Annotated in this window: 25 protein-coding genes; 12 read left to right on the forward strand and 13 right to left on the reverse strand. The window is 65.2% G+C overall.

The window, feature by feature from the left end; all coding sequences use genetic code 11:
• Window positions 1-12: 12 nt before the first annotated feature.
• On the reverse strand, window positions 13-783 hold the full coding sequence (locus D4Q51_RS08250; RefSeq protein WP_120077266.1) for a hypothetical protein: 771 nt from the start codon (window positions 781-783) through the stop codon (window positions 13-15).
• Window positions 784-947: 164 nt separating this feature from the next.
• On the opposite strand from D4Q51_RS08250, the gene D4Q51_RS08255 reads away from it, so the two are divergent.
• Window positions 948-2,138: a transaldolase family protein gene (locus D4Q51_RS08255; RefSeq protein ID WP_120077267.1), complete on the forward strand. Its 1,191-nt coding sequence runs from the start codon at window positions 948-950 to the stop codon at window positions 2,136-2,138.
• Here the strand turns inward: D4Q51_RS08255 and D4Q51_RS08260 are convergent.
• From D4Q51_RS08260 to D4Q51_RS08280, 6 genes are read right to left on the reverse strand one after another with little or no spacing between them, the layout of a single operon-like run.
• A complete protein-coding gene (locus tag D4Q51_RS08260) occupies window positions 2,135-2,995 on the reverse strand; it encodes a PfkB family carbohydrate kinase (protein WP_120077268.1) in 861 nt (286 codons plus the stop codon). The genes D4Q51_RS08255 and D4Q51_RS08260 overlap by 4 nt on opposite strands.
• A 7-nt stretch (window positions 2,996-3,002) precedes the next feature.
• Window positions 3,003-4,610 carry an AMP-binding protein gene (locus D4Q51_RS08265; protein WP_120077269.1) on the reverse strand — a complete coding sequence of 536 codons (1,608 nt, stop codon included), beginning with the start codon at window positions 4,608-4,610 and terminating at the stop codon, window positions 3,003-3,005.
• Between the two features lie 43 nt (window positions 4,611-4,653).
• The gene (locus D4Q51_RS08270; RefSeq protein ID WP_120077270.1) at window positions 4,654-5,538 is read right to left on the reverse strand and encodes an amidohydrolase family protein; all 885 of its coding nucleotides are present in this window, start codon (window positions 5,536-5,538) and stop codon (window positions 4,654-4,656) included.
• Window positions 5,531-6,589 (reverse strand): 4-oxalomesaconate tautomerase, encoded by a 1,059-nt coding sequence (locus tag D4Q51_RS08275; protein ID WP_120077271.1) that lies wholly within the window; start codon window positions 6,587-6,589, stop codon window positions 5,531-5,533. The genes D4Q51_RS08270 and D4Q51_RS08275 overlap by 8 nt, the downstream gene beginning before the upstream one ends.
• Window positions 6,590-6,608: 19 nt before the next feature.
• Entirely contained in the window at window positions 6,609-6,752 is a 144-nt protein-coding gene (locus tag D4Q51_RS15680; RefSeq protein ID WP_162925229.1) for a hypothetical protein, read from the reverse strand.
• 16 nt (window positions 6,753-6,768) lie between these two features.
• Window positions 6,769-7,440, reverse strand: coding sequence for a 4-carboxy-4-hydroxy-2-oxoadipate aldolase/oxaloacetate decarboxylase (locus tag D4Q51_RS08280; protein WP_120077272.1), 672 nt, complete (start codon window positions 7,438-7,440; stop codon window positions 6,769-6,771).
• 161 nt (window positions 7,441-7,601) lie between these two features.
• Here D4Q51_RS08280 and D4Q51_RS08285 point away from each other — a divergent pair, with 161 nt between their 5' ends.
• From D4Q51_RS08285 to D4Q51_RS08320, 8 genes are all read left to right on the forward strand, one after another.
• A complete protein-coding gene (locus D4Q51_RS08285; protein ID WP_120077482.1) occupies window positions 7,602-8,456 on the forward strand; it encodes an NAD(P)-dependent oxidoreductase in 855 nt (284 codons plus the stop codon).
• 2 nt (window positions 8,457-8,458) lie between these two features.
• Window positions 8,459-9,484, forward strand: a complete 1,026-nt coding sequence (locus tag D4Q51_RS08290) for an amidohydrolase family protein (RefSeq protein ID WP_120077273.1) — start codon at window positions 8,459-8,461, stop codon at window positions 9,482-9,484.
• Entirely contained in the window at window positions 9,481-9,789 is a 309-nt protein-coding gene (locus D4Q51_RS08295; protein ID WP_240624634.1) for a DUF2218 domain-containing protein, read from the forward strand. The genes D4Q51_RS08290 and D4Q51_RS08295 overlap by 4 nt, the downstream gene beginning before the upstream one ends.
• A gap of 1 nt (window position 9,790) precedes the next feature.
• The gene (gene ligA / locus D4Q51_RS08300; protein ID WP_120077275.1) at window positions 9,791-10,213 is read left to right on the forward strand and encodes a protocatechuate 4,5-dioxygenase subunit alpha; all 423 of its coding nucleotides are present in this window, start codon (window positions 9,791-9,793) and stop codon (window positions 10,211-10,213) included.
• Window positions 10,213-11,121, forward strand: coding sequence for a class III extradiol dioxygenase subunit beta (locus D4Q51_RS08305; RefSeq protein WP_120077276.1), 909 nt, complete (start codon window positions 10,213-10,215; stop codon window positions 11,119-11,121). The genes ligA and D4Q51_RS08305 overlap by 1 nt, the downstream gene beginning before the upstream one ends.
• Window positions 11,122-11,211: 90 nt before the next feature.
• Window positions 11,212-12,174, forward strand: coding sequence for a Gfo/Idh/MocA family oxidoreductase (locus tag D4Q51_RS08310; protein WP_120077277.1), 963 nt, complete (start codon window positions 11,212-11,214; stop codon window positions 12,172-12,174).
• Window positions 12,174-13,175 carry an aldo/keto reductase gene (locus D4Q51_RS08315; protein ID WP_120077278.1) on the forward strand — a complete coding sequence of 334 codons (1,002 nt, stop codon included), beginning with the start codon at window positions 12,174-12,176 and terminating at the stop codon, window positions 13,173-13,175. The genes D4Q51_RS08310 and D4Q51_RS08315 overlap by 1 nt, the downstream gene beginning before the upstream one ends.
• 1 nt (window position 13,176) lies before the next feature.
• Window positions 13,177-13,980: a CmcJ/NvfI family oxidoreductase gene (locus D4Q51_RS08320; RefSeq protein WP_120077279.1), complete on the forward strand. Its 804-nt coding sequence runs from the start codon at window positions 13,177-13,179 to the stop codon at window positions 13,978-13,980.
• Between the two features lie 6 nt (window positions 13,981-13,986).
• On the opposite strand, the gene D4Q51_RS08325 is transcribed toward D4Q51_RS08320, so the two are convergent.
• The 4 genes from D4Q51_RS08325 to D4Q51_RS08340 form a co-directional block, all read right to left on the reverse strand.
• Window positions 13,987-14,394, reverse strand: a complete 408-nt coding sequence (locus D4Q51_RS08325; RefSeq protein ID WP_162925231.1) for a DUF4168 domain-containing protein — start codon at window positions 14,392-14,394, stop codon at window positions 13,987-13,989.
• A gap of 194 nt (window positions 14,395-14,588) precedes the next feature.
• Complete coding sequence (locus D4Q51_RS08330; protein ID WP_120077281.1) at window positions 14,589-15,071, reverse strand: YybH family protein; 483 nt, start codon at window positions 15,069-15,071, stop codon at window positions 14,589-14,591.
• A gap of 107 nt (window positions 15,072-15,178) precedes the next feature.
• A complete protein-coding gene (locus D4Q51_RS08335; RefSeq protein WP_240624635.1) occupies window positions 15,179-16,018 on the reverse strand; it encodes a dienelactone hydrolase family protein in 840 nt (279 codons plus the stop codon).
• A gap of 250 nt (window positions 16,019-16,268) precedes the next feature.
• Complete coding sequence (locus tag D4Q51_RS08340; protein WP_120077283.1) at window positions 16,269-17,213, reverse strand: SDR family NAD(P)-dependent oxidoreductase; 945 nt, start codon at window positions 17,211-17,213, stop codon at window positions 16,269-16,271.
• An 86-nt stretch (window positions 17,214-17,299) separates the two neighbouring features.
• Between D4Q51_RS08340 and D4Q51_RS08345 the strand changes: the two genes are divergently transcribed.
• Both D4Q51_RS08345 and D4Q51_RS08350 read left to right on the forward strand, forming a co-directional pair.
• The gene (locus tag D4Q51_RS08345) at window positions 17,300-18,028 is read left to right on the forward strand and encodes a nuclear transport factor 2 family protein (RefSeq protein ID WP_120077284.1); all 729 of its coding nucleotides are present in this window, start codon (window positions 17,300-17,302) and stop codon (window positions 18,026-18,028) included.
• Window positions 18,025-18,555: a nuclear transport factor 2 family protein gene (locus D4Q51_RS08350; RefSeq protein ID WP_162925233.1), complete on the forward strand. Its 531-nt coding sequence runs from the start codon at window positions 18,025-18,027 to the stop codon at window positions 18,553-18,555. Before D4Q51_RS08345 ends, D4Q51_RS08350 begins: the two co-directional genes overlap by 4 nt.
• Before the next feature lie 12 nt (window positions 18,556-18,567).
• Here the strand turns inward: D4Q51_RS08350 and D4Q51_RS08355 are convergent, their stop codons facing one another.
• A complete protein-coding gene (locus D4Q51_RS08355) occupies window positions 18,568-19,857 on the reverse strand; it encodes a metal-dependent hydrolase family protein (protein ID WP_120077286.1) in 1,290 nt (429 codons plus the stop codon).
• 136 nt (window positions 19,858-19,993) lie between these two features.
• Entirely contained in the window at window positions 19,994-21,112 is a 1,119-nt protein-coding gene (locus tag D4Q51_RS08360) for a 5-methyltetrahydropteroyltriglutamate--homocysteine S-methyltransferase (RefSeq protein WP_120077287.1), read from the reverse strand.
• Between the two features lie 235 nt (window positions 21,113-21,347).
• Between D4Q51_RS08360 and D4Q51_RS08365 the strand changes: the two genes are divergently transcribed.
• Window positions 21,348-23,492, forward strand: coding sequence for a PQQ-dependent dehydrogenase, methanol/ethanol family (locus D4Q51_RS08365; RefSeq protein WP_120077288.1), 2,145 nt, complete (start codon window positions 21,348-21,350; stop codon window positions 23,490-23,492).
• Window positions 23,493-23,540: the final 48 nt, after the last annotated feature.

Consider the following 23,540-nt stretch of genomic DNA (forward strand, 5'->3'; position numbering starts at 1 on the left):
CGGCGCGAGAGCCTATTCGCTCTCAGCCACTTCGACGCCCTGCAAGCGGGTCGACGCCGGAATGTTCGGCAATCCTGCATAGAGCCGCTCCAGCCACGCCCGATCGAACGCGGTGAGTTCCATCGGCTTGTCGGCATCCTCGAACAGGGTCAGCATGCTCGCCTCTCCCTCACCCGCGCCGGCGGGGAATTCGGTCGCGAGTGCGCGAAGCGTGGCGTAGTCGGCAAGCTGCCGCAGTGTAAGGCCGCGCGCCTCGTCACGGTCCAGCAGGACGAGGGCGTAGGTGATATCGTGGCGTACGGGGCGGTAGATGCGCGAATGCGCCTGCCACATGCCGGCCGTGGGCACCTGCGCCAGGTTCTCTCGCCTGCCGACCCTGATGCCATCCCGCGTGCGCGCCGCGACCTGGTGCCACACGCCGGAAGCGCCCGTGCTTTCCAGCAATTGCCGCCGCTGCATGGGCGTCATGTCGTTGAACAGGTATCCGCGCTCGTCCATCATTTCGGCCAGGTAGGCGCGGCTGTCCTCGACAAAGGCGATAACCACGTTGGCCTCGCAAGCATCCCCGCCCGCCAGCCGCAAGCCGAGGGCGTCGGCGTTCTCGCGCAGGCGGCTCACCATCAGCCCGGCATATTCGCGGTCCAAACCGATAATACCGGGACACAGTCGGTCCTCGAAGCGCGGCAGGGGCTCGTCCATGATACCGTCGGCAGCGGCGGGCGCTGCCAGTCCCGTCGCGGCGAGGGCCGTGGCGAATGCGATCTTGCGCAGGATATGGGCCATATGCGGAATCCCTTCGAGGCGTGTATAGCATATTCGCACGGTCCGCGCGCGTCTGGCGATACGGCGAAATGTCGTAATTCGTGGCCATATCGGCATCGGGTAATTGACTATGCCCGTCTTGCAGTGCGAAGGGCCGTGCCAAGCAAACGCTGGAGAGATTCCCGATGACCAAGCACGTTCTTGAAAAGCTCGCCGATACCAATGCAGATGCGGAAATCTGGTGGGACAGTTCGCCACTGGTCTTCCCCAGCTGGAAGGAAGAGACCGTCGCCGCCGCGCCCGATGGCAAGCGCGACGACTGGGAAGCGCAGCTCACCCGCTTCTACAACCCCGATGCCCCTGCCGAGATGGGCTTTCGCGGCGTTACCACCAACCCGCCCCTGTCGCTGCAGGCCGTGCAGCTCGATCCGGAAGGCTGGACAAAGCTGGTGAAGGATATCGCCGCCCAGAACCCCGGCCTCGATGTCGAGGGCGTATACTGGAAGATGTACCTGCACCTCGTGAAGCTGGGCGCCGATGCCATCCGCCCCGCGTTCGAGGCATCGGGCTACAAGTACGGAATGCTGTCGGGCCAGGTCGATCCGCGCTTCGTCACCGATGGGGAGGCCATGCTGGCGCAGGGTCTTTCCATCGCTGCACAGGGCGACAACGTTATGGTGAAGCTGCCCGGCTCCAAGGAAGGGTACGAGGTGCTGGAGGAGCTGACCGCACGCGGCATTTCCACCAACAACACCACCAGCTTCGCCGTGGCGCAGTATGCGCGCTGCCGCGCCGCCGTCTCCGCCGGTCTGCTGCGCGCGAAGGCCGCGGGCGTGGACCTGTCCAAGTGGCGCAGCGTCATCACCCACATGTCCAGCCGCCTTGGCGAAAAGAGCGACTGGAAAAAGCAGGCCGAGCAGCGCGGCATCGAACTGTCGCTGGACGAGATCCGCGACGGCGAGGAAGCCGTGCTGAAGCGCGCCTACTGGCACGGCAAGGAGATCGACCACCCGTCCAAGATGCTGCAATGCTCGATGCGGGTGGAGACGGACAAGGACGGCAACACCGTCTCGCGCCACATTTCCGACTTCGCCGGCAGCGACATGGTCTACACCTGCCCGCCCAGCTACATCAAACAGCTGATGGAAGTGGAGGACGAGCTGGCCCCGTTCGACGCCAAGGCGATCGAGCGCGAGCCGAACAAGGCCAGCATCGAGAAGCTGATGAAGCTGCCCGCGTTCCGCCAGGCCTACGAGTTCGAAGGCATGAAGCCGCACGAATTCGCGCAGTTCGGCAGTTTCCAGGCCACCGCGACCGAGTTCGCTGCCGCCACCCGGCAGACGGTCGACTTCGTGCGCATGGTGATGGAAGGCTAAGCAGCCGGACGAGCCTCTATCCAGGCGCGTGTGCCGTAATACCGGCAGCTTTCTGCCGCCACCTCGGCAGCATGGGTGAGAGCGTCCGCGACGTTCTCACCCGCTGCAAGGAAGTGGCAGTAGGCACCGTGAAACACGTCGCCCGCGCCCAACGTATCGACGGCATCGACCTGCGGCGGGGCGATTTCGCCCCGCCCCGTGTCTGCCTTCCATGAAATCGGCCCCGGCCCCCGCGTGATCGCGGCGACGCTGGGGCCAAGCGCGCGGACGGCATCGAGGATATCAGCTCCGCCCTGCCCCGGCGGGTGAAACCGCTCGGACACCACCGCATGATCGACGTGCGCGATGAGGTCGCCCGTCCACGGCTTCCACGATCCCCCGTCCAGCACCACGGGAATGCCGCGTTCCCGCGCTGCCCTGGCCAGCGGCACGGCGATCTCGGGCAGGAAGCCGTCGCAGTAGAGCACGTCCACACCGTCGAGGCAGCCTGCATCGGGCACGGCGCGCGCCACCGCCTGCGGAGGCTGTTGGTCGATGATCGTGCGCGTGCCGCCGTCGGGCACCACGATGATGCTGGAGACGGGCAGCACTTCGACCGCGGGGTCGGCAAAATCCTCGAACGGCACGCCGTACTGCGCCAGTTCGCCGCGTACAGCGTCGGCAAAGCTGCCTGCGCCCAGCAGGGTCGACAGGCGCACCTCGCTTCCCAGCGCACGCGCGGTGATCGCGCCGTTGAGGGCAGAGCCGCCCGCGCTTGCCCAGAAATGCGTGGCGGAAAGCTTGCCGTCCTCCACCGGGAAGGACGGACAGGCATAGCCAAGGTCGAAGGTGGCGCGGCCTATGGCGAGGATAGTCACGCGGCGGCTACTTGGCGTTTGCCGCCACCCATTCGTCGCGCAGCTTGAACTTGCGGATCTTGCCCGAACCCGTCAGCGGCCACTCGCTGACCTGCTGCCAGTGCGCGGGGCATTTTTGCGGGCTGATCTGGCTGCGGCAATGGGCGCGCAGGGCCTCTGCATCCAGCGCCTTGCCGTCGTCCATTCGCACGAAGGCGGCGACCGCCTCGCCCAGCACGTCGTCCGGCACGCCGACCACGGCGCACTCGGCAACGTCGGGATGCTCCAGCAGCACGTTCTCGATCTCCGCAGGGAACAGGTTCTCGCCGCCGCGAATGATCATTTCCTTCACCCGGCCGGTGATCTTCACATAGCCCTGGTCGTCCATCGTGCCGAGGTCGCCGGTGTGCAGCCAGCCTTGCGCGTCGATGGTTTCCGCCGTCGCCTCCGGATCGTCGTTGTAGCCCAGCATGGTGGAGGCCGAGCGGCAGCGGATTTCGCCCACCTCGTCGCAGGCCACGACCTCGTTGGTGTCGGGATTGAAGATGCCCACTTCGCAGCCAAGAGCGGGCTGGCCGATGGTGGTGATGATCTTGTCGAAATCGTCGCCCGGCCTGCCCGTGGTGATCAGCGGGCTGCTCTCGGTCTGGCCATAGGCCACCAGCGTATCGGCCCCCAGCACGTCGCGCACGTTGCGCGCCAGTTCGGGGGCGACCATCGCCCCGCCCATGCCGATGCGCTGGAGCGAGGAAAGGTCGCGCGCCTTTGCCTTCTGCGCCGCCACCATGGCGACGGCCATGGTCGGCACGCAGATGGTCCAGCTCAGCTTCTCCGCTTCCACCAGGTCCAGCGCGGCACCCGGATCGAAAGCCAGCAGCGGGCAGTAGGCCCCGCCCGATTGCAGCGCGCCCAGCACGCCCATCGAACAGCCCATGGTGTGGAACAGCGGTGTCAGGCCCAGCGCGCCGAGGCCGCGGGGCAGGTCGCCCACTTCCACGAACAGGCGGGCGTTGTTGGTGAGGTTGCGGTGCGAGAGGACCACGCCCTTGGGAAAGCCGGTGGTGCCGCTGGTGTACTGGATCTGCGCGGGATCGTTGGTGTCGACCTCGGGCAGCGTACCGGAAGGATCGGTGAACAGCGCGGCCTCGTCGTGCATGTCGATGATCTCGCGCAGCGCGGGCAGGTCGTCAGCCACTTCGGCGGCGATTTTCGCCATCGGGTTGCCGCGAAACTCGCCGATCAGGAACAGCGCGACCGATGTGCTCTGTTGCAAGACGTAGGACAACTCGCGCTTCTGGTAGGACGGGTTCACCGTCACCACCGTCAGGCCCGCCAGCGCGGCGGCATATTCGACCAGCACCCATTCGGGCACGTTGGGCGCCCAGATCGCCACCCGCTCTCCGGGCTGGAAGCGCGCGGCGAGGCCCTTGGCCAGCCGCTCCGCATCGCTGAGCAATTCGCCGTAGGTCCAGCGGCGGCCCACGGTTCCGTCGGGCAGGCCTTCCAGCAGCGCGTCCCGGTCAGGATTGGCGGCTGCCTGATCGCGCAGCAGGCCGCCGATCGTGGTGTCGAGGATTTCTACGTCGGCGAACCAGTCGCACAGCGCCCTGTCGAGGCGGCGCTCTTCTCCAGCCATTGATCTCTCCATCATGGCCGGTCTGGTGGTGCGCCGGCCTTTTCTAGTCGGACCAGTATAACCGGTTCGGGTTTTCGACCAAGAGCTTGCGCTGCAATTCTTCGCTTGGCGCGATGCGCGGGATCATGTCGACGATATGGCCGTCGTCCGGCACCTCGTCCTGCATATTGGGATGCGGCCAGTCGGTGCCCCAGATGCAGCGATCGGGGTAGTCCGCCACCAGCGGAGCGACGGCGGCGGCGAAATTGTCCCACGGGTCGCCCTTGCCGCCCTCCTTGATGGCATCGAGCCGGTCCGGGCAAGTGGGCTTGAACCAGATGTCCTTCCGCGAATCGAGCAGGGCGCGAAAGGCGCGCATGTCCGGCCCGTCCGGCCCCTGCGTCACGTCGGGGCGGCCCATGTGGTCGATCACGATGGGCACGGGGATCGCGGCCATGAAGGGCTTCATTTCCTCAAGGATGTCCGCCTCGAAATAGATCACGACGTGCCAGCCCTTAGGCAGACGGTTGGCGACTTCGAGGAACTTGTCCTTGGGCGCATTGTCGACGAGCCGCTTCAGGAAATTGAAGCGGATGCCGCGAATGCCGCCGTCGTGCAGCTTTGCCAGATCGTCGTCGCTGATGGCAGGATCGACCACGGCCACGCCGCGCGCCTTGCCATTCGACTTGGCAATCGCATCCAGCGTGGCGGCGTTGTCCGTGCCGTGGCAACTGGCCTGCACGATCACGTTCTTCTCGAACCCCAGGTGATCGCGCAGGGCAAACAACATGTCAGGCCCGGCATCCTCTGGCAGGTACTTCGCCTTGGGGCTGAAGGGGAACTGCGCCATCGGCCCGAACACGTGGCAATGCGCGTCCACCGCGCCGGGCGGCGGGGTGTAGGCGGGTTTCGAAGGGCTGGGATGCCAGGAAGTGATACGATCAGACATAGACGGTTCCATCCATCAGTTTGCGCGCGGTGCGCAGCAGGGCGGCGCTGGTGACTTCGCCTGCATCGTCGACTTTCATCACGCAGGTCGTCTCGCCGCTGGGGTGTTCGATGCTCATGGTCTTTTCCGCGCCTTCGGGAATGTCGGCCACTTCAGCTGCGGGGGAGCCTTCCACGAGGCAGGCGGTGGCGGCGGTGACGGCACCCAGCACACCGATGGAGGCGTGGGCGCGGTGCGGGATGAAGACGCGGGTGGTGACGGCGCCGCCGTTCTTCGGAGGGGCGACCAGCGTCATCTTGGGCACCGATTTCTCGGCCACGTCGCCAAGGTTCATCAGCGGGCCAGCGGCGAGCCGGATTTTCTCGATCCTGTCGCGGATCGGCTGGAAGGCATCGCTCTCGAGCTCCTCGCGCGTTTCGTAGCCGGTTGCGCCCACGTCCTCGGCCTTGAAGACGATGCAGGGCATCCCGTTGTCGATGAGAGTGCAGGGCACGCCCTCGATCTCGTCCACCGGGTTGCCGGTGGGCAGCAGCGCACCGCAGCTGGAACCTGCCGTATCGCGGAACTCGATGGGAATGGGCGCATGGCTGCCCGGCACACCGTCGATCTTCGCTTCGCCCTCGTAAGTCGGCATCGCTCCCGGTGTCTGCACGCTGGCAACCGCGATCTGCCCGGTGTTCTCCATGTAGATGGTAACATCCGTCACCTCGCCGCGCGCTGCCACCAGGCCGCGCTCGATGGCAAAGGGGCCGACACCTGCAAGGATATTGCCGCAGTTCTGCGCATCGGTGACGATGGCCTGGTCCACGAACACCTGCAGGAACAGGTAGTCGACGTCCACGCCCTCGCGCTCTGACCGCTTCACCACGGCCACCTTGCTGGTCAGCGGGTCCGCCCCGCCCATGCCATCGATCTGGCGCGGATCGGGGCTGCCCATCACGCCCAGCAGGAACGCGTCGCGCTCCTGTGTACTGCTCGGAAGGTCTGAGGCGAGGAAATATCCGCCTTTCGACGTGCCCCCGCGCATCCACATGACCGGTGCTTCTTTCATGTCCTACACCCTTCGCAGGTCAATCCCTGTCTATGATCTCGAATAGCCATGCCAGCCCCTCCAGCAGGGGCGGCAGCAGCAGGAGGGCGAGCAGCAGGCCGATGGCCCAGGTTGCACATCCGGTCCGCAGAACGGTCGGCCAGTGCAGTTCGGGCCTGTTCACCTGCTGCTCGTGAGGCTCAGACCCACTTCAGGCCCATGTCCTTCAGCTTGTCGCGGAAGCCGTACATGTCGAGGCCCAGTTCGCCGCTTTCCAGCCGCTTTCGCTTCTCTTCCTCGTTCGCCTCGCGCGCCTGCGCCTTCTTCAGCACTTCCTCTGCATCTTCGCGGCGGGTGACGCACACGCCGTCATCGTCGGCAACGACAATGTCGCCGGGCCGGATGAAAGCGCCCGCGCAGACCACGTCCACGTTCACGCTGCCAAGGCTCGCCTTGATCGTGCCTTGCGCGAACACGCGCTTGGACCACACGGGGAAATCCATTTCCTTCAGGTCGCGCACATCGCGGATGCCCGCGTCGATGATCAGGCCCTTCACCCCGCGCGCCTGCGCGCTGGTGGCCAGCAGGTCACCGAAATAGCCGTCCTCGCACGGGGAGGTCGGCGCGATCACCAGCACATCGCCTTCGCGGCACTGCTCAATCGCGGCGTGGACCATGTAGTTGTCGCCGGGAGGCACGGAGATCGTCACGGCGGAGGCGCCGATGCGCGCGCCGGGATAGATCGGGCGCATGTAGCTTGCCAGCAAACCAGTGCGCCCCTGCGCTTCGTGAACGGTGGCCACGCCGCAGGCGCCCAGCGCCTCCACGACTTCGGGATCGGCCCGTTCGATATTCTGGACAACCACACCCATGTGAACAAATCTCCTCTCGAACTGTTGTGTTAATCGCGTGAACCCCTACCCCGCCACTCGTCAAGCGGCACCTTCGGGGTCGCTGCAAACTTGTATGCAACACTTACAATTGATAGGAGGCCGCGTCGAGAGCGATGTCTGCGCAAGATTCGGAAACCAAAATGCCTAAAGTGGCACTGATCGGCTTCGGCGAGGCCGGAGAAACATTTGCCCGCTCTGCGAAGTGGGAAGGCGCGAAGGGGTGGGACATCCTGCCCGAACGGCGCGTTGCCATGAGCAAGTCGGGCCTGACGCTGGGCGAGGATTGCGGGGAGGTGCTGGCCACCGCCGACGTGATCCTCTCGCTCGTGACGGCGGACCAGGCGCTGGATGCGGCGCGCGAATACGCGCCCTACCTGCCGCAGGAAGCCATGTGGCTGGACATGAATTCGGTCGCCCCGCAGACAAAGGCGATGGCGGCCGAGGCGATCGAGGCGGTCAATGTGCGCTATGTCGACGTTGCCATCATGGCGCCTGTCGACGTGGGCCTTTCCGTGCCGCTGCTGGTGGCAGGCAACAAGGCGGATGACGCGGTTGAGACGCTGACCGCATTGGGATTCACCGACGTGCGCGCCGTGGGCAGCACCGTGGGCCGGGCCAGCGCGATCAAGCTGTGCCGCTCGATCATGGTGAAAGGCGTGGAGGCGCTGACCGCCGAAATGGTGCTCGCGTCCTCGCAGGCAGGCGTGCTGGACGAAGTGCTCGCCTCCCTGGATGCCAGCGCGAAGGAACAGACCTGGGCCGAGCGTGCCGACTACAACCTCGACCGGATGCTGAAGCACGGCGGCCGGCGCGCTGCCGAAATGTACGAGGCGGCAGAAATGCTGCGCGCGATGGGCACCTCTGCCGCGATGAGCGACCAGACCGTGGCCTGGCACACGCAGCTGGGCGGGCTGGACATGACAGAGCCGCCCGAAACCCTGTCTGCCAAGCTGGATGCGATCCGGAAAACGCCGGACTTCAAGGGAGAGAGCTGAAAATGAGCCTGATCATCGATTGTCACGGCCACTACACCGTCCTGCCCAAAGGGCACGACGCGTGGCGGGAAGAGCAGAAGGCGGCGTACAAGAACGGTACGCAGCCGCCGCCCTATCCGGATATTTCGGACGACGAAATCCGCCAGACGATCGAGGACAACCAGCTCAAGCTGATCAAGGAACGGGGGGCGGATTTCACCATCTTCTCGCCCCGTGCATCGGCCATGGCCCCGCACGTGGGCGATCAGGCGGTGGCGAGCGAATGGGCGAAGCGCTGCAACGACCTGATCTACCGCGTGACGCAGCTCTTCCCCGATACCTTCATCGGCGGCTGCATGCTGCCGCAGAGCCCAAAGTCCGACATGAGCGAGAGCGTGCGCGAACTGCGCCGCTGCGTTGAGGAACTGAACTTCGTCGTCTGCAATCTCAACCCCGATCCCGGCGGCGGCTATTTCCAGCACCCGCCGCTGACGGACGAGTACTGGTTCCCGATCTACGAGGCTATGTGCGAGCTGGACGTGCCCGCGATGATCCACGTGTCGGGCAGTTGCAACCCCTCGATGCACGCGACGGGCGGCTATTACCTTGCCGCCGATACCGTCGCCTTCATGCAGCTGCTCCAGGGCGACCTCTTCAGCCGCTTCCCGGACCTGAAGCTGATCATCCCGCACGGCGGCGGCGCGGTGCCCTATCACTGGGGCCGCTATCGTGGCCTCGCCGACATGCTGAAGCAGCCGGATATCGAGAGCCACCTGATGAACAACGTGTTCTTCGACACCTGCGTCTACCACCAGCCGGGTATAAACCTGCTGGCCGACGTGATCGAGAACAAGAACATCCTGTTCGGCAGCGAAATGGTGGGCGCAGTGCGCGGCATCGATCCGCAGACCGGCCATTATTTCGACGATACCAAGCGGTATGTCGATGCGCTGGATATCTCCGCGGAAGAGAAACACATGATCTTTGAGGGCAATGCCCGCCGCGTCTACGGTCGCCTCAACAAGGTGCTGGCGGAGCGCGGACATTGAGCGCGACCGCAACAGGCATGGTGAAGTGCGAGAAGCCGGAGCGGTATATCCAGCAACTCGTCAAGCACTGGGGCCACAAGATGGCTACCACCTACGACGAGGGCGACGGCATGGGCGTGTTCCCGTTTTCCGAACACACCAACGCCGTGATGACCGCGCACAAGGACGGCATCGGCATCACGCTGACCACGGCCGACCGCGAGGAAAACGTGCGAATGCGCGGCGTGATCGAGGAACACATCGACCGCTTCGCCTTCCGCGAGGCGCCGCTGGAATACGAATGGGAAGACGCTGAGGAAGCCTGACATGACCGAGAAGAAGAAAGAGCGGATCAACATCCACGAATACCTTGCCGAGATGGAGGACATTCCCGGCACTCGCGTGTTCACCGCGCAGCGTGCGCGCAAGGGATACCACCTCAACCAGTTCGCCATGAGCCTGATGAAGGCCGAGAACCGCGAACGCTTCCTCGCCGACGAGAAGGCCTATCTCGATGAGTGGAACATCTCGGAAGAGGCCAAGAAGGCCGTGATGGACCGTGATTACAACGCGATGATCGATCACGGCGGCAACATCTACTACCTCGCCAAGCTGTTCAGCACCGACAAGAAGAGCTTCCAGTTCGCCGCCGGGTCGATGACCGGGATGAGCCAGGAAGACTATGCCAGGATGATGCTGGAAGGCGGCCGCTCGCCCGAAGGCCAACGTTCGATCAAGGGGAAATACTAATGGCCCGCGTAACCACAGGAATCACCTCCAGCCACATCCCCGCGCTGGGTGCGGCGATCGAGACCGGCAAGTCGCAGGATGATTACTGGGGCCCGGTATTCAAGGGCTATCAGGCCATCCGTGACTGGATCAAGAAGCCGGAAAACATGCCCGACGTGGTCGTGCTCGTTTACAACGACCACGCCTCCGCGTTCGACCAGAACATCATCCCCACTTTCGCCATCGGCTGCGCGGAAAAGTTCAAGCCCGCCGACGAAGGCTGGGGCCCGCGCCCGGTGCCCGACGTGGTCGGCCATCCCGATCTTGCCTGGCATATCGCGCAGAGCCTGATCCTCGACGATTTCGACATGTGCATCATGAACGAGATGGACGTGGACCACGGCTGCACCATCCCGCTCACCATGATGTTCGGCGAGCCGGATCAGTGGCCGTGCAAGGTCATTCCGCTGCCCGTGAACGTCGTCACCTACCCGCCGCCCTCGGGCGCGCGCTGCTATGCGCTGGGCGATTCCATCCGCGCCGCCGTGGAAAGCTTCCCGGAGGACCTCAACGTGCATGTCTGGGGCACGGGCGGCATGAGCCACCAGTTGCAGGGGCCGCGCGCCGGCCTCATCAACAAGGAGTTCGATCTCGATTTCATCGACCAGCTGATCAACGATCCCGAGGCGCTCTCCAAGAAGCCGCACATCGACTATCTGCGCGAAGCAGGCAGCGAGGGCATCGAACTGGTAATGTGGCTGATCATGCGCGGCGCGCTGCCGGAAAAGGTGCGCGACCTCTACAACTTCTACCACATCCCGGCCTCGAACACGGCGCTGGGCGCGTTGATCCTCCAGCCGGAGGAGACCGCGGGCGAACCGCTGGAACCGCGCCGCGTGCTGAGCGGCGGAACCTTCGCCAAGGCCTGACGAACGAAGGGCGCCCATCGGAACATTCACCGCGGGCGCCCTTTGATTATGTGAACCACTCGACAACAACTCTCGATAGGGAGACCCCCCATGAAAATCGCACTCGCCGGTGGCGGCGCATTCGGTGAAAAGCACCTCGACGGCCTGAAGAACATCGACGGCGTCGAAGTCGTCAGCCTCGTCGGCCGCACGCAGGACAAGACGCAGGCCATGGCCGACAAGTACGGCATCGGCCACGCCACGACCGATTACGAGGAAATGCTCGAGAACGACGCAATCGACGCGGTCATTCTCTGCACGCCCACGCAGATGCACGCTGACCAGGCAATCAAGGCGATGGACGCGGGCAAGCACGTCGAAATCGAAATTCCGCTGGCCGACAGCTGGGCCGATGCCCAGGCGGTGGCGAAGAAGCAGGAAGAAACCGGCCTCGTCTGCATGGTGGGCCACACCCGCCGCTTCAATCCCAGCCACCAGTGGGTGAAACAGCAGATCGATGCGGGCGACCTCGAAATCCTCTCGATGGACGTGGAAACCTACTTCTTCCGCCGCGAGAACAAGAACGCCAAGGGCGAACCGCGTTCGTGGACCGACCACCTGCTGTGGCACCACTCCGCCCACACCATCGACATCTTCCAGTACATGACCGGCGCCAAGGTGGTGAAGGCCAACATCCTGCAGGGGCCAAAGCACCCCAAGCTGGGCATCGCCATGGACCAGTCGATCCAGATGAAGACCGACAAGGGCCAGATTCTCACCCTGTCGCTGTCGTTCAACAACGAGGGGCCGTTCGGCACCTTCTTCCGCTACATCGGCGACACCGGCACCTACCTTGCCCGCTATGACGACCTGTTCAATGGCAAGGACGAGCCCATCGACCTGTCCGGCGTGGACGTGCCCAGCAACAACGGCATCGAATTGCAGGACCGCGAATTCATTGCCGCGATCCGCGAAGGGCGCGAGCCGAACAGCTCGGTCGCTGGCGTGCTCGATTGCTACCGCGTGATCGGCGAACTCGCCGCCAGCCTCGAAGAACAGGACGGCTGGTCCTGATGGCCCTCGCAAAGCGCGAACTCGCCGGGCGAAAGGTTCATCCAGTCGGTCTCGGCTGCATGAACCTTTCGTGGGCCTACGGCACTCCGCCCGAACACGACGTGAAGGTGAAGCTGCTGAACCAGGCGCTGGACCTTGGCTACGATCACCTCGACACCGCCAACATCTACGGCGGCGGCAAGAACGAGGAACTGCTGGCCGAGGCGGTGATGCACCGCCGCGGCGAATTCCTGCTGGCCAGCAAGTGCGGCATCGTGGTGGACGGCGCGAAGCGCGGCGTCTCCTGCGCGCCGGACAGCATCGAGGAGAACCTCGACGCGAGCCTCAAGCGGCTGAAGACCGACCACATCGACCTGTTCTACATGCACCGCTTCGATCCCAAGGTGCCGATCGCGGACAGCGTGGGCGCGATGGTGCGGGCGATGGAAGCGGGCAAGATCGGGGCCTACGGCGTTTCCGAATGGAATGCCGCGCACATCCGCGAGGCGCACGAAGTGCATCCCGTGGCCGCCGTGCAGCCCGAATACTCGCTATGGACCCGCAACGTGGAACTGGGCGTGCTCGACACCTGCAAGGAACTGGGCATTGCCCTCGTCGCCTTCAGCAGCACCGGTCGCGGCGCGTTCGGCGGCGTGCTGCGGGATCCCTCCACCCTCGAGGAGAAGGACCTGCGCACCAAGATGCCGCGCTTCAATGCCGAGAACTGGCCGAAGAACCTCAAGGTGATCGAGCAGCTCGAAGCATTGGCGAAAGAAGTGGGCGTCACGCCCGCACAGCTCGCCAACCGCTGGGTTCTGGAACAGGGCGACAACTGCCACGTGATCCCCGGCACCACCTCCATCGCGCACATGGAAGAGAACTTCCACGCGGCGACCGTCGACATTCCGGCAGATGCCATCGCGAAGGCGGGCGAGATCGTGAACCACCAGTCGGTCCACGGCCACCGTTATCACGACGCGATCCGCCCGACGATCGACACCGAGGAATTTGAGGACGCCTGACATGAAGGGAATAAGAGCGCGGATCGGATACTGCGAACGCACCGATAAGCGCCCTTATTTCTATGCCAACGCGCACGAGAAGGACTTCGTCCCGCTCGCGCCCGTCGAGGTGGACATCGCCGATGCGCGCGGACGCGATTGCTCTCTCGATGTGGAAGGCTTCACGCTCGTCGAACACCAAAGCGCGCTCGCCGACCTCACAGACCTTGCCGAGGTGAGGCGCGTCCATTCCGGCGAAATCGCCGAAATGCTCACCGGCCTTGTCGGTTGCGATCACGTAGCGATGGCGCCGATGGGCATCCTGCGCTTCTCCGAAAAAGCGGGGGCGAACGCCGCGCACGACAATTCCCACCCTGCCCGCTTCGTTCACGTAGATATGGCGAAGGAAGCCGCTGCGGGCGCGCGCGCGCAGACTGCACCCGAAGGCCGCACGATCGTGCGCAGCGCGCAGTACAACGTGTGGCGCGTGCTCAGCCCGCCGCCGCAGGACGTGCCACTGGGCCTGTGCGACTATACCTCGCTGAGTGCCGATGACCTGATCGATTGCGACGCGATCTTCGATCCGCTTGACGGATCGCCTGAATGGGGTTTCCCGAACTACTTGCTGGCGCACAATCCGGCGCACCGCTGGTTCTATTATTCGAACATGCATCTTGGCGAGGCGCTGGTGTTCAAGACCAGCGAGAGCGACCCGGAACGCGCGCAGCTGATGCCGCATGGCGCGTTCGACAATCCGCTCGCGCCCGAAGACGCCGCCCCGCGCATCTCGCTGGAAATGCGCGGCACGGCGTACTGGTTTGGCTAGGCGCGCCTAGCTTTCGGCGCTCTGTCGCGCTTCCCCGATGGCCCGCTGCACCCGCGCGGCGAGCGCCGGGTCTTCCTGCGCGGCGTTGCCGATGGCATTGTATGTCGCGCGGTCCAGTCCATTGGCGGCGATGATCGCCTCGGCCTCTGCCTGCATCGCGTCAGGGTCCTGTGCGGCATCCTCTCGCAAGGCGCGGATCGCGAGGCCGGAAGCGACGAAAGCGTCGATCTCGTCGTCGGAGAAATCCTCCGAAGCCGTGTCTGCTGCTGTGTCCGGTGCGGTCTGCTCCATGCCGGCGGGGTCGAGCGGGTCCGGCGCGTCCTGCGCAGACTGGCCCGCGAGCGCGAACAGCAATGCGCCCGAGGCGAGAGTGGTAACGGTAATCATGTGCGTGGTCCTTCCAAGCGTGGTCACGCCCCCGCCGCAATGCTGCGTCTGGGCCGTCGCCAAGGCAAGCGCGCCCGCGCCGGAACGCCGCGAGCGAAGGACCAGGAGCGTCTTGTGTTCGCCACGCGCGACGAACCGCTGTCACCGGGTGCCAGACATGGAAAGGCGCGCCGCAGCCTGTCGCCGCGACGCGCCTGTTTGCCGCACTGGCCCGCGCCGAATCACTCGGCGGCAGGTGCCTGCACTTCATGCGCCACGTTGTAGGCGGATCGGATCATCCAGCTGCCGCCGGGGTCCTTGGTCCATACGGTCTGGCTGTTCATCGGCAGCGTCACCGGCTCGCCCGTTTCCGGGTCGCTGGTTGTGAACTGCACCTGGCTGGTGAGCACGGCGAGATCGTCGTTGGCGCTGGCCCAGCCGCCGGTCGGCTCTATGGTGAGGTCGAAGTTCGGATCCTCGATCAGCGCTGCGTATTCCGCGCCGATCTCGGCCCCGCCGTGCAACACCGTGCCGTCCGGTCGCACCAGCACCGCATCGTCGGCATAGAGGCGCGCGATGCCCACCACGTCGTCGCTGGCGATGGACTGCAACTGCGATTGCTCGGTCTGCCGCACGGTGTCCACCACCGCCGCGGGGTCCGCCCCGCCGCCGCAGCCCGCCAGCGCAAGTGCGCCCATCGCCATTGCCAGAATTCGTCTTGCCATGGTCTCTCAATCCCCTCGTCACCCCGTCCGCGGGGCCATCGGGAATAGGGGCTAGGCAGGCAGCGCGAGGCTCACATTGATCTCGCGCAATACCCGAAAACCGGCGATCACAGCGTCTCGGAATACATTTCCAGCAGTTCGCTCCACGCCCGTTCGGCCTCGGCCTGGGCGTAGACGGGGCTGTCGAGCACGGTCCAGCCGTGGTCGCCGTCGTAGACTTCCACGTCGATATCGGCCTCGGCTTCTTCGGCAGCGGCGCGCAGGGCGACCTTGGCGTCGGGCGCCTGGGCATCGTCGTCACGCGAAATGGCGATGATCGCCTCGGCATCGTCGGCCATGTCGTCGAGCAGGTTCACAGGCGCCATCGGCCCGTCGCCCACCAGTCCGCCGCCGTGGAAGCTGGCAGCCGCCTTCACCCGTGAGGGAACGGCAGCGGCCGTGAAAATCGTCCAGCTGCCGGTCATGCAATAACCCTGGTTGCCGATGCCGCGAGAGCTGTCGACTGCGTCCTGCGCGTCCAGCCACGCGACCACGGCGCGCGCGGTTTCCTGCACCGCGTCGGGCGTGTTTTTCTCGCGCCACGGGGTCACCTTGTTCCAGCCGTCGTTGCTCCGCCAGTCGTCGAAGTCCTCGAACTGCTGGCCCGCAACGCTGCGGTAATAGGGATTGGCGACGAGCACGGCATAGCCCGCCTCAGCCAGCCGCCGCCCCATCTGCACCTTCGCAGGACGCAGCCCGGCAATGTCGGGCCACAGGATCACGGCAGGGTGCGAACCGCTGGCGGGATGGATGAACACGCCGTCGAACGTGCCGCCGGGTGCTGCGAAAGTGACGGTGTTCTCCACCAGCCCGCCGTTCGCCTCTGCACTCGTATCCATCGGGGCACAGGCCGCGACCGCCCCCGCCCCTGCCAGCGCGCCGAACTGGCGGCGGTTGATGGTCGGCATATTGCTGGCTTGTTCCTGCGTGCACATTGCTGGAAATTCCTCTCGATTGTCCCCGTCTAGGGAGAGGAGGTTAGCGTGTTTTGTTTTTCGCTGCCACCTCCGTGGCAACATTCAAAACCTTAGGAGAAAGCACAGGAAACGGCGCCCGCCTAGCGCGCCGCAAGGGCGAACGCCCGCCCGCAGCGGGCGCGCAGCGAAGCGGAGCGCGTCTAGCGAGGACGATTGCGCGGAGGCGCAATCGGAAAACAAGTCAGGTGAGATCGTCCATCGCCACTTTCAGCCCGGCTTCGGCATCCTTGCCCGCCTTGCGGCGCAGCGCCTCGATATGGGCGCGGCCCGGCGGGCATTCCTCCACCGGCAGGGCGGCGATCTGTTTGGCGAATTCCTCGGTCAGGTCCACGCCGTGTTCGGGGTGGGTGAGGATCAGGCCGTCCTGCTGGCTCATCCCGCGCAGGATCTTCGCGCCCACTTCGTAAGGGTCCATGCCGAACTGCTCGAAAGCGCTGCCGAACTGCTCCAGCTCGCCTTCCTTCGGCGGTGCGAAGCCCGCTTCGGCAAACTGCTCGGGCCGCTTGTGCGCGCTCGCCCAGGCGTTGGTGCGGGTGAGCGCGGGGCAGCACAGCGAACAGCCGATACCGTGCGGGGCAAGGTTGTAGCGCAGGCTGTCCGTCAGTCCGCGCACGGCGAACTTGCTGGCGGTGTAGATGCCCGCCTGCGGCCCCGGCAGGAAGGCGGCCATGCTGGCGACGTTGACCACGTGGCGGCGACCGCTGGCTGCCTTCAGGTGCGGCATGAAGCTTTGCAGCCCATTCACCACGCCGCCGAAATTGACGCCCATGATCCAGTCGTAATCGTCGTAGCTGGCCTCGTCCGTCGGGCCGAACACGGAAACGCCCGCGTTGTTCACCAGCACGTGGACCTCGCCGAAATGGTCGACCACCTGCTGCGCTACCTTCGCGAATCCGTCACGGTCGGTCACGTCCAGCTTGCAGAACAGCGGCGTCTCGTAACCCTTGTCGGCAAGCCACTTTTCGGTCTGTGCCCGGTCGTCCTCGTTACGGTAGGAAAGCGCGAGCCGCATTCCCGCATCGGCAAAGGCCTTCGCTGTGCCGAGGCCGATCCCCGTCACCGCGCCGGTGATGAAAGCCACGCGGCCCTGCCACTGCTCTTTGTAGTCCGCCGGATCGACGCGCATTTTTCTCTCCCTCACCCGAAACGGGCTTTTCATGATCGTATCATTCGTTAGTGTTGCATACAAAGAATGAGATGGGGAGAGTTCAAATGAGTGACACCGAAAGCCGCCTGGCTGCGCTGGAGAAAAGCGTCCACCGCCTGGAAGACGAGGCCGCGATCCAGCGCCTGCAGATGGCCTATGGCTACTACATCGATTACAACCGCCCGGAAGAGGTCGCAGGGCTGTTCGCCGACGATGGCGTGGTGGTGTTCCTGTCGGGCGAATACGTAGGGCCGGAAGGCGTGATGCGGCTTTACGGCACCTGGTTCCAGAACCTGTTCACCCGCGGCCGCCGCGGGCCGGTGCACGGCCTGCTGCTGGATCACTTCCAGCTCCAGCCCGTCATCACCGTCGCCGAGGATCGCAAGACTGCCAAGGGCCGCTTCCGCGGGATGCTGGCAGGCGGCTGGCATGACGAGGCGATGGACTGGAAGCCCGAAGGACCGCCGCAGCAGTTCTGGGAAGCGGGCATCTACGAGAACGACTACGTGCGCGAGGACGGCGTGTGGAAGATCAAACGCCTGAACTACCTGATGCAGTGGCAGGGCGACTACGAGACCGGCTGGGCAAAGACGACCGCACACCTCCAGCCCGCCACGGTGCCCTACCCGGAAAATCCGCTGGGCCCCGACCGCATCCTGCCCGAGGACGAATGGCGCACCACCTGGCCCAACCGCCACCCGGTGGAAATGAGTTTTGCCCACCCCGTGCTGGGCGAAGCGTTCAAGGTCGGCCACTTCACCGACATGATGGTGAAGGACGAGTACGGCAATTGATCTGGCGCACGGCAGCAGTGCTGGCGGCGGGCCTGGCGCTCGCCGCGTGCGAGCAGGCCGGGACAGGTCCGCCCGACATGGAGACTGCCGAAGAGGCGAGAGCCATGGGCGATCCGATGGACACCTCGGACCGCGCCAGCCTGTCGGACCGCGAAGTCTCCGAACGCTTTATCGAGGTGTTCTACAACCAGAACCGCCTGACCGACGGGTTCGAGGCGTGGGTGCATCCCGATTACATCCAGCACGATCCCAATTCCCCCACCGGGCGCGACCCGACAATCGAAGTGCTGGCCGCGCACATGCAAGCCAACCCCGATATGACGCACGATGTGAAGCGCGTGATCTACGGGGACGAGGGGCCGGACGGTACGCTGGTGGCCGTGCACTATCACTTCAAGCGCGCGCCGGACGATTCCGGCAGCGCGGTGGTGGACATCTACCGCGTTAACGATGGCTACCTGGTGGAACACTGGGACGTCATTCAGCCGGTGCCCGAAGAGGCTTTGAACGACAATACGATGTTCTGAAGGCGGCGGCGTTCAGTCGCCCGCCTGGTCCAGCGCGCGCCCGCGCACCATCACCCAGTCGACCTGTTCCAGCAGACTGGCATCGTCCAGCGGATTGCCGTCCAGCGCGATAATGTCTGCCGAGTAGCCGGGCGCCAGGCGGCCGATCTCGTTCTCCATGCCAAGCACCCGCGCCGCGGCAGTGGTGGCGCTGGCGACGGCATCGGGGCTGCTCATGCCCTGCCGCATCATCAGCGCGAATTCGCCCGCGTTGCGGCCATGCTCGAACACGCCAGCATCGGTGCCGAAAGCGATGGGCACGCCCCATTCCACCGCGCGGCGCATGAACACCTGCGCGATGTCGGAAACCTCGCGCACTTTCGCTTCCACGGTCGGCGTGAACACCCCGGTGCCCAGCCGCTCCGTCACGCCCTGAAACGCCATCAGCGTGGGCACGAGCACGGTGCCGTTCGCGCGCATGGCCTCTGCCGCCTCGCGGTCCAGATAGGTGCCGTGTTCGATGGTGACGATGCCTGCCCGCGCCGCTGCCTCGATCCCGCGCGCGCCGTGGGCGTGGGCGGCAACGTTCAGGCCCACGGCGCCTGCCGCCTCCACGATGGCTGCCATTTCCGGGTTGGTGAAATGCGCTTCCAGCCCGCGGCCCTGCTGGCTCAAAACGCCGCCCGTCGCGGTGATCTTGATCCAGTCGGACCCGTTCTGCGCCGCCAGCCGCACCTTTTCCATGCATTCGACGGGGCCGGTGCAGGTGAAGCCTGTATCGAGCACCTCGGTCACATGCGGGGCAAAGCCCGAGACATCGCCGTGCCCGCCCACGATGGCAAGCGGCGGGCCGGACGCGACGATGCGCGGCCCCGGCAGAACGCCTTCGGTTGTCGCGCGGCGAAGTGCGAACATGCTTTGCGGCGCGCTGCCCAAGTCGCGCACGGTGGTGAAGCCTGCTGCCAGCGTGGTGCGCGCATTCGCCGCGCCCAGCAATGTCGCATATTCATCGGTATCCACCGCTGCATCGCGGAAATCGCCGCCCGGATTACCGTCCAGATGAACGTGAAGGTCGATCAGGCCCGGCATCACCGTCTTGGCCGAAAGGTCCACCAGCACCGCGCCATCCGTCGCCGGTTGCAGGCCGGGCGCGATGGAGACGATGCGCCCGTCCTCGATCGTGATGGTGGAAGGGCCTTCCAGCCCGCTGGCCGCATCGCGAATGACATTGCCCGCGTGGATCACCTGCACATCCTGCGCGGCGACGGGCGCGAGGCCAACAGCGGCCAGCAGCGATGCGATGGCGGTGGTTACGATCTTCATGGCGGCGACCCTTCGTTTTTCGGAAATGCTGGGTCTGCCGCTAAAAGCCGGGTCTGTCCATCGACCTGGCGATGGGAGGGGTGAGTGCATCCTGCGGCAATCCGTCCGGATCGCCGCAGGACAAGTGCGATGTCGATCAGCCCCAGACTTCCTCGGCCACTTCCACGCACAGGCGGATCTTGTCGGCCTGCTGCTGCGTGGTGATGTCGTTGCCGTGCACGGTACTGGCAAAGCCGCACTGCGGGCTGAGCGCCAACTGGTCGAGATCGGCATACTTCGCTGCCTCGTCGATCCGTCGCTTGATGTCGTCCTTGCTTTCCTGCTCGCCCAGCTTGGTGGATACGAGGCCCAGCACCACGCTCTTGCCCTTGGGAAGGAAACGCAGCGGCGAGAAATCGCCCGAGCGGGCATCGTCGTATTCGAGGAAGAAGGCGTCGATCTCGCATTCGTTGAACATCACCTCGGCGACGGGATCGTAGCCGCCCTCCGCCGCCCAGCTGGAGCGGAAGTTGCCGCGACACAGGTGCATCGCGCGAACGAGGTCGTCCGGCGCGCCCGCGAAGCTGGCGTTGATCAGCCTGGCATAATCATGCGTGATCGAATCGGGGTCCATCCCGCGCGCCTTGGCATCGTCGCGGTGACCGGTGTCGCACAGGTAGGCGAGGTTGGTGTCGTCGAACTGGATATAGCGGCAGCCTGCATCCACCAGGTCCGCCACTTCTTCCGAATAGGCCTTGGCCACGTCGTCGTAGAAGCCCTGCATGTCCGGATAGGCTTCCTCGGGAATGCCTGCGCGGCCTGCACGGAAGTGCAGCATGGTGGGGCTGGGAATGGCGACCTTGGCGACCGCGCCCGGCGCGTTCACGTGGCCGGCGAGGTATTCATAGTCCGTCCGCTGGATCGGCTTTTCGTGTTTCACCTTGCCAGTGATGACCATCTTGGGCGGGGCGAATTCCACGTCCACGCCCTTGTCGTTCTTGAACGCCTTCTTGATGCCGCCGGTTTCCTCGACGCCAGCCAGCTGGAGAAGGAAGTCGGTGTGGAAGAAGAAGCGGCGGTATTCGCCGTCGGTAATGGCCTTGAGGCCGAGGTCCTGCTGCCAGGTGACGAGGTCGGCAATGGCGGCATCCTCCACGTCGCGCAGGTCGGCGGCGGTAATGTCGCCTTTCGCGTGGCGCTCGCGCGCCTCGATCACCGAGCGCGGACGCAGGAACGAACCGACGTGGTCGGCGCGGGAGGGTAGTTTGAAAGTCATCGGGTAATCCTGTCTTGGCCAGTAGCAACGAGATGCAAAAGCCAGGGTCATGACGCGGGCTCGCGCTCGACTGACAGCGACTTTCATAGGCGCAGCCCCTGCGCATGTGCAACATGGATTCTCTTCGCGGACAGCCCTTCGTCCCGCTTGCACCTTGCCCGCCGCAACACTAACGATAGTTACGATTGCGCGGCCTCATCGGGGCACGCGGGGACATGCTTTGGGAGAGGCAACGATGAACTTGGGCAAGTGGGCGGCCATTGCCGCCATGGGCATCGCGCTGGCAAGCTGCCAGACCACTGGCGAGGACGTGGCACAGACCGTTCCCGCACAGGTTGGCTCGGTGGACGGGGCTGACCTGATTTCTGCCGCTGCCAACAATGCCAACTGGCTCACCTACGGGCGCGATTATGCGGAGCAGCGCTACAGCCCGCTGGCGCAGATCAACGCGGGCAACGTCGGCCAATTGGGCCTTGCCTGGTATGCCGACATGGATACCGCGCGCGGGCAGGAGGCGACCCCGCTGGTGATCGACGGGCAGCTGTTCGTCACCACCGCCTGGAGCAAGGTGAAGGCCTACGATGCCACCACCGGCGCGCCGCTGTGGGAATACGATCCGCAGGTGCCCGGCGCGACGGCGGTAAAGGCCTGCTGCGACGTGGTGAACCGCGGCGTTGCCGCCTGGGGCGACAAGCTGTTCCTCGGCACGCTGGACGGGCGGCTGATCGCGCTCGACCGGGCGACCGGCGAGGAGGTCTGGTCCGAAGTCACCGTCGATCAGTCGATGGCCTACACCATCACCGGCGCGCCGCGCGTGATCGACGGCAAGGTGATCATCGGCAACGGCGGCGCGGAATACACGACGCGCGGCTACGTATCCGCCTACGATGCCGAAACGGGCGAGATGCTGTGGCGCTTCTACACCGTGCCGGGCGCCCCTGAAGAAGCGCCAGGCGAGCCTGCCCACCTTGCCGCCGCGCGCGAGACGTGGAACGGCGAGTGGTGGGAACTGGGCGGCGGCGGCACCGTGTGGGATGCCATGGCCTACGACGCGGAGCTGGATTTGCTCTATATCGGCGTCGGCAACGGGTCCCCGTGGAACCAGGCCTATCGCAGCCCCGGCGGCGGCGACAACCTCTACCTCTCCAGCATCGTGGCGCTGCGTCCCTCCACCGGCGAATACGTCTGGCACTACCAGACCACGCCCGGCGACACCTGGGACTTCACCGCCACGCAGCACATCATGCTGGCCGACCTGGAGATCGACGGCGAAGTGCGCGAGGTGCTGATGCAGGCACCAAAGAACGGGTTCTTCTACGTGCTCGACCGCGCGACCGGCGAACTGATCAGCGCGAACAACTACGTGGCGCAGAACTGGACGACCGGGATCGACATGGCGACGGGCCGCCCCATCGAAGTGCCCGAAGCGCGCTATGGCGACACCGGCGTCCCCTTCGTTTCCACCCCCGGCGCGGGCGGCGGGCACAATTGGCACCCCATGGCCTTCCACCCGGCAGAAGGGTTGGTGTTCATCCCGGCGATCGAGGCAGCCTTCCCCTACGTTCCCGAAGAGGGATGGGAGCCCGATCCCAATTACGGCTTCAACGTCGGTATCGACCAGTCGGCAGGCTTCCTGCCCGCAGACCCCGAAATCCGCGCCGCTTCCGCCGCCGCCACCAAGGGCGCGCTGATCGCGTGGGATCCGGTGGCGCAGGAAGAACGCTGGCGCGTGCAGTATCCCGGTCCGTGGAACGGCGGCGCGCTGGCGACCGGCGGGGGGCTGGTGTTCCAGGGAACGGCAGCGGGCAACATGGCCGCCTATTCCGTCACCGACGGCACCGAACTGTGGCGCTTCCGCGCGCAGACCGGGGTGGTCGCGCCGCCCATCACCTACATGATCGACGGCGAGCAATACATGGCCGTGCTGGCGGGCTGGGGCGGTATCTGGCCGCTGGCGCCCGGCGGCTTCCTGAACGAGACGAGCGGCCCCGTGCAGAACATCTCTCGCCTGCTGGTATTCAAGCTGGGCGCTAGGGGCGAACTGCCGCCGGAGCCGGAGCTGGTTCGCCTGCCACTCGACCCGCCCGCCTTCCGCGGCAGCGAGGAGCAGGTGGCTTCAGGCACTTACGACTATGGCCGTTATTGCGGGGCCTGCCACGGCGACAACGCCGTCGGCTCCACTGTGCTGCCGGACCTGCGCCGCAGCGCCGTGCTGCAGAGCGAGCAGGTGTGGCAGACCATCGTCCACGACGGCGCGCTGGAGCCGCGCGGCATGGTCGGTTTTTCCAAGAGCCTGTCGGCGGAACGGATCGAGGCGATCCGCCAGTTCGTCATCTTCCGCGCTAACCAGGACAAGGAGCTGGAACAGCGCGGCGGTTAGTCATGGCCAAAGCCTGCCAAGATTGCTATAACAGACAACAATTATTCG

The organism is Aurantiacibacter odishensis, from assembly GCF_003605195.1.
GTDB lineage: Bacteria > Pseudomonadota > Alphaproteobacteria > Sphingomonadales > Sphingomonadaceae > Alteraurantiacibacter > Alteraurantiacibacter odishensis.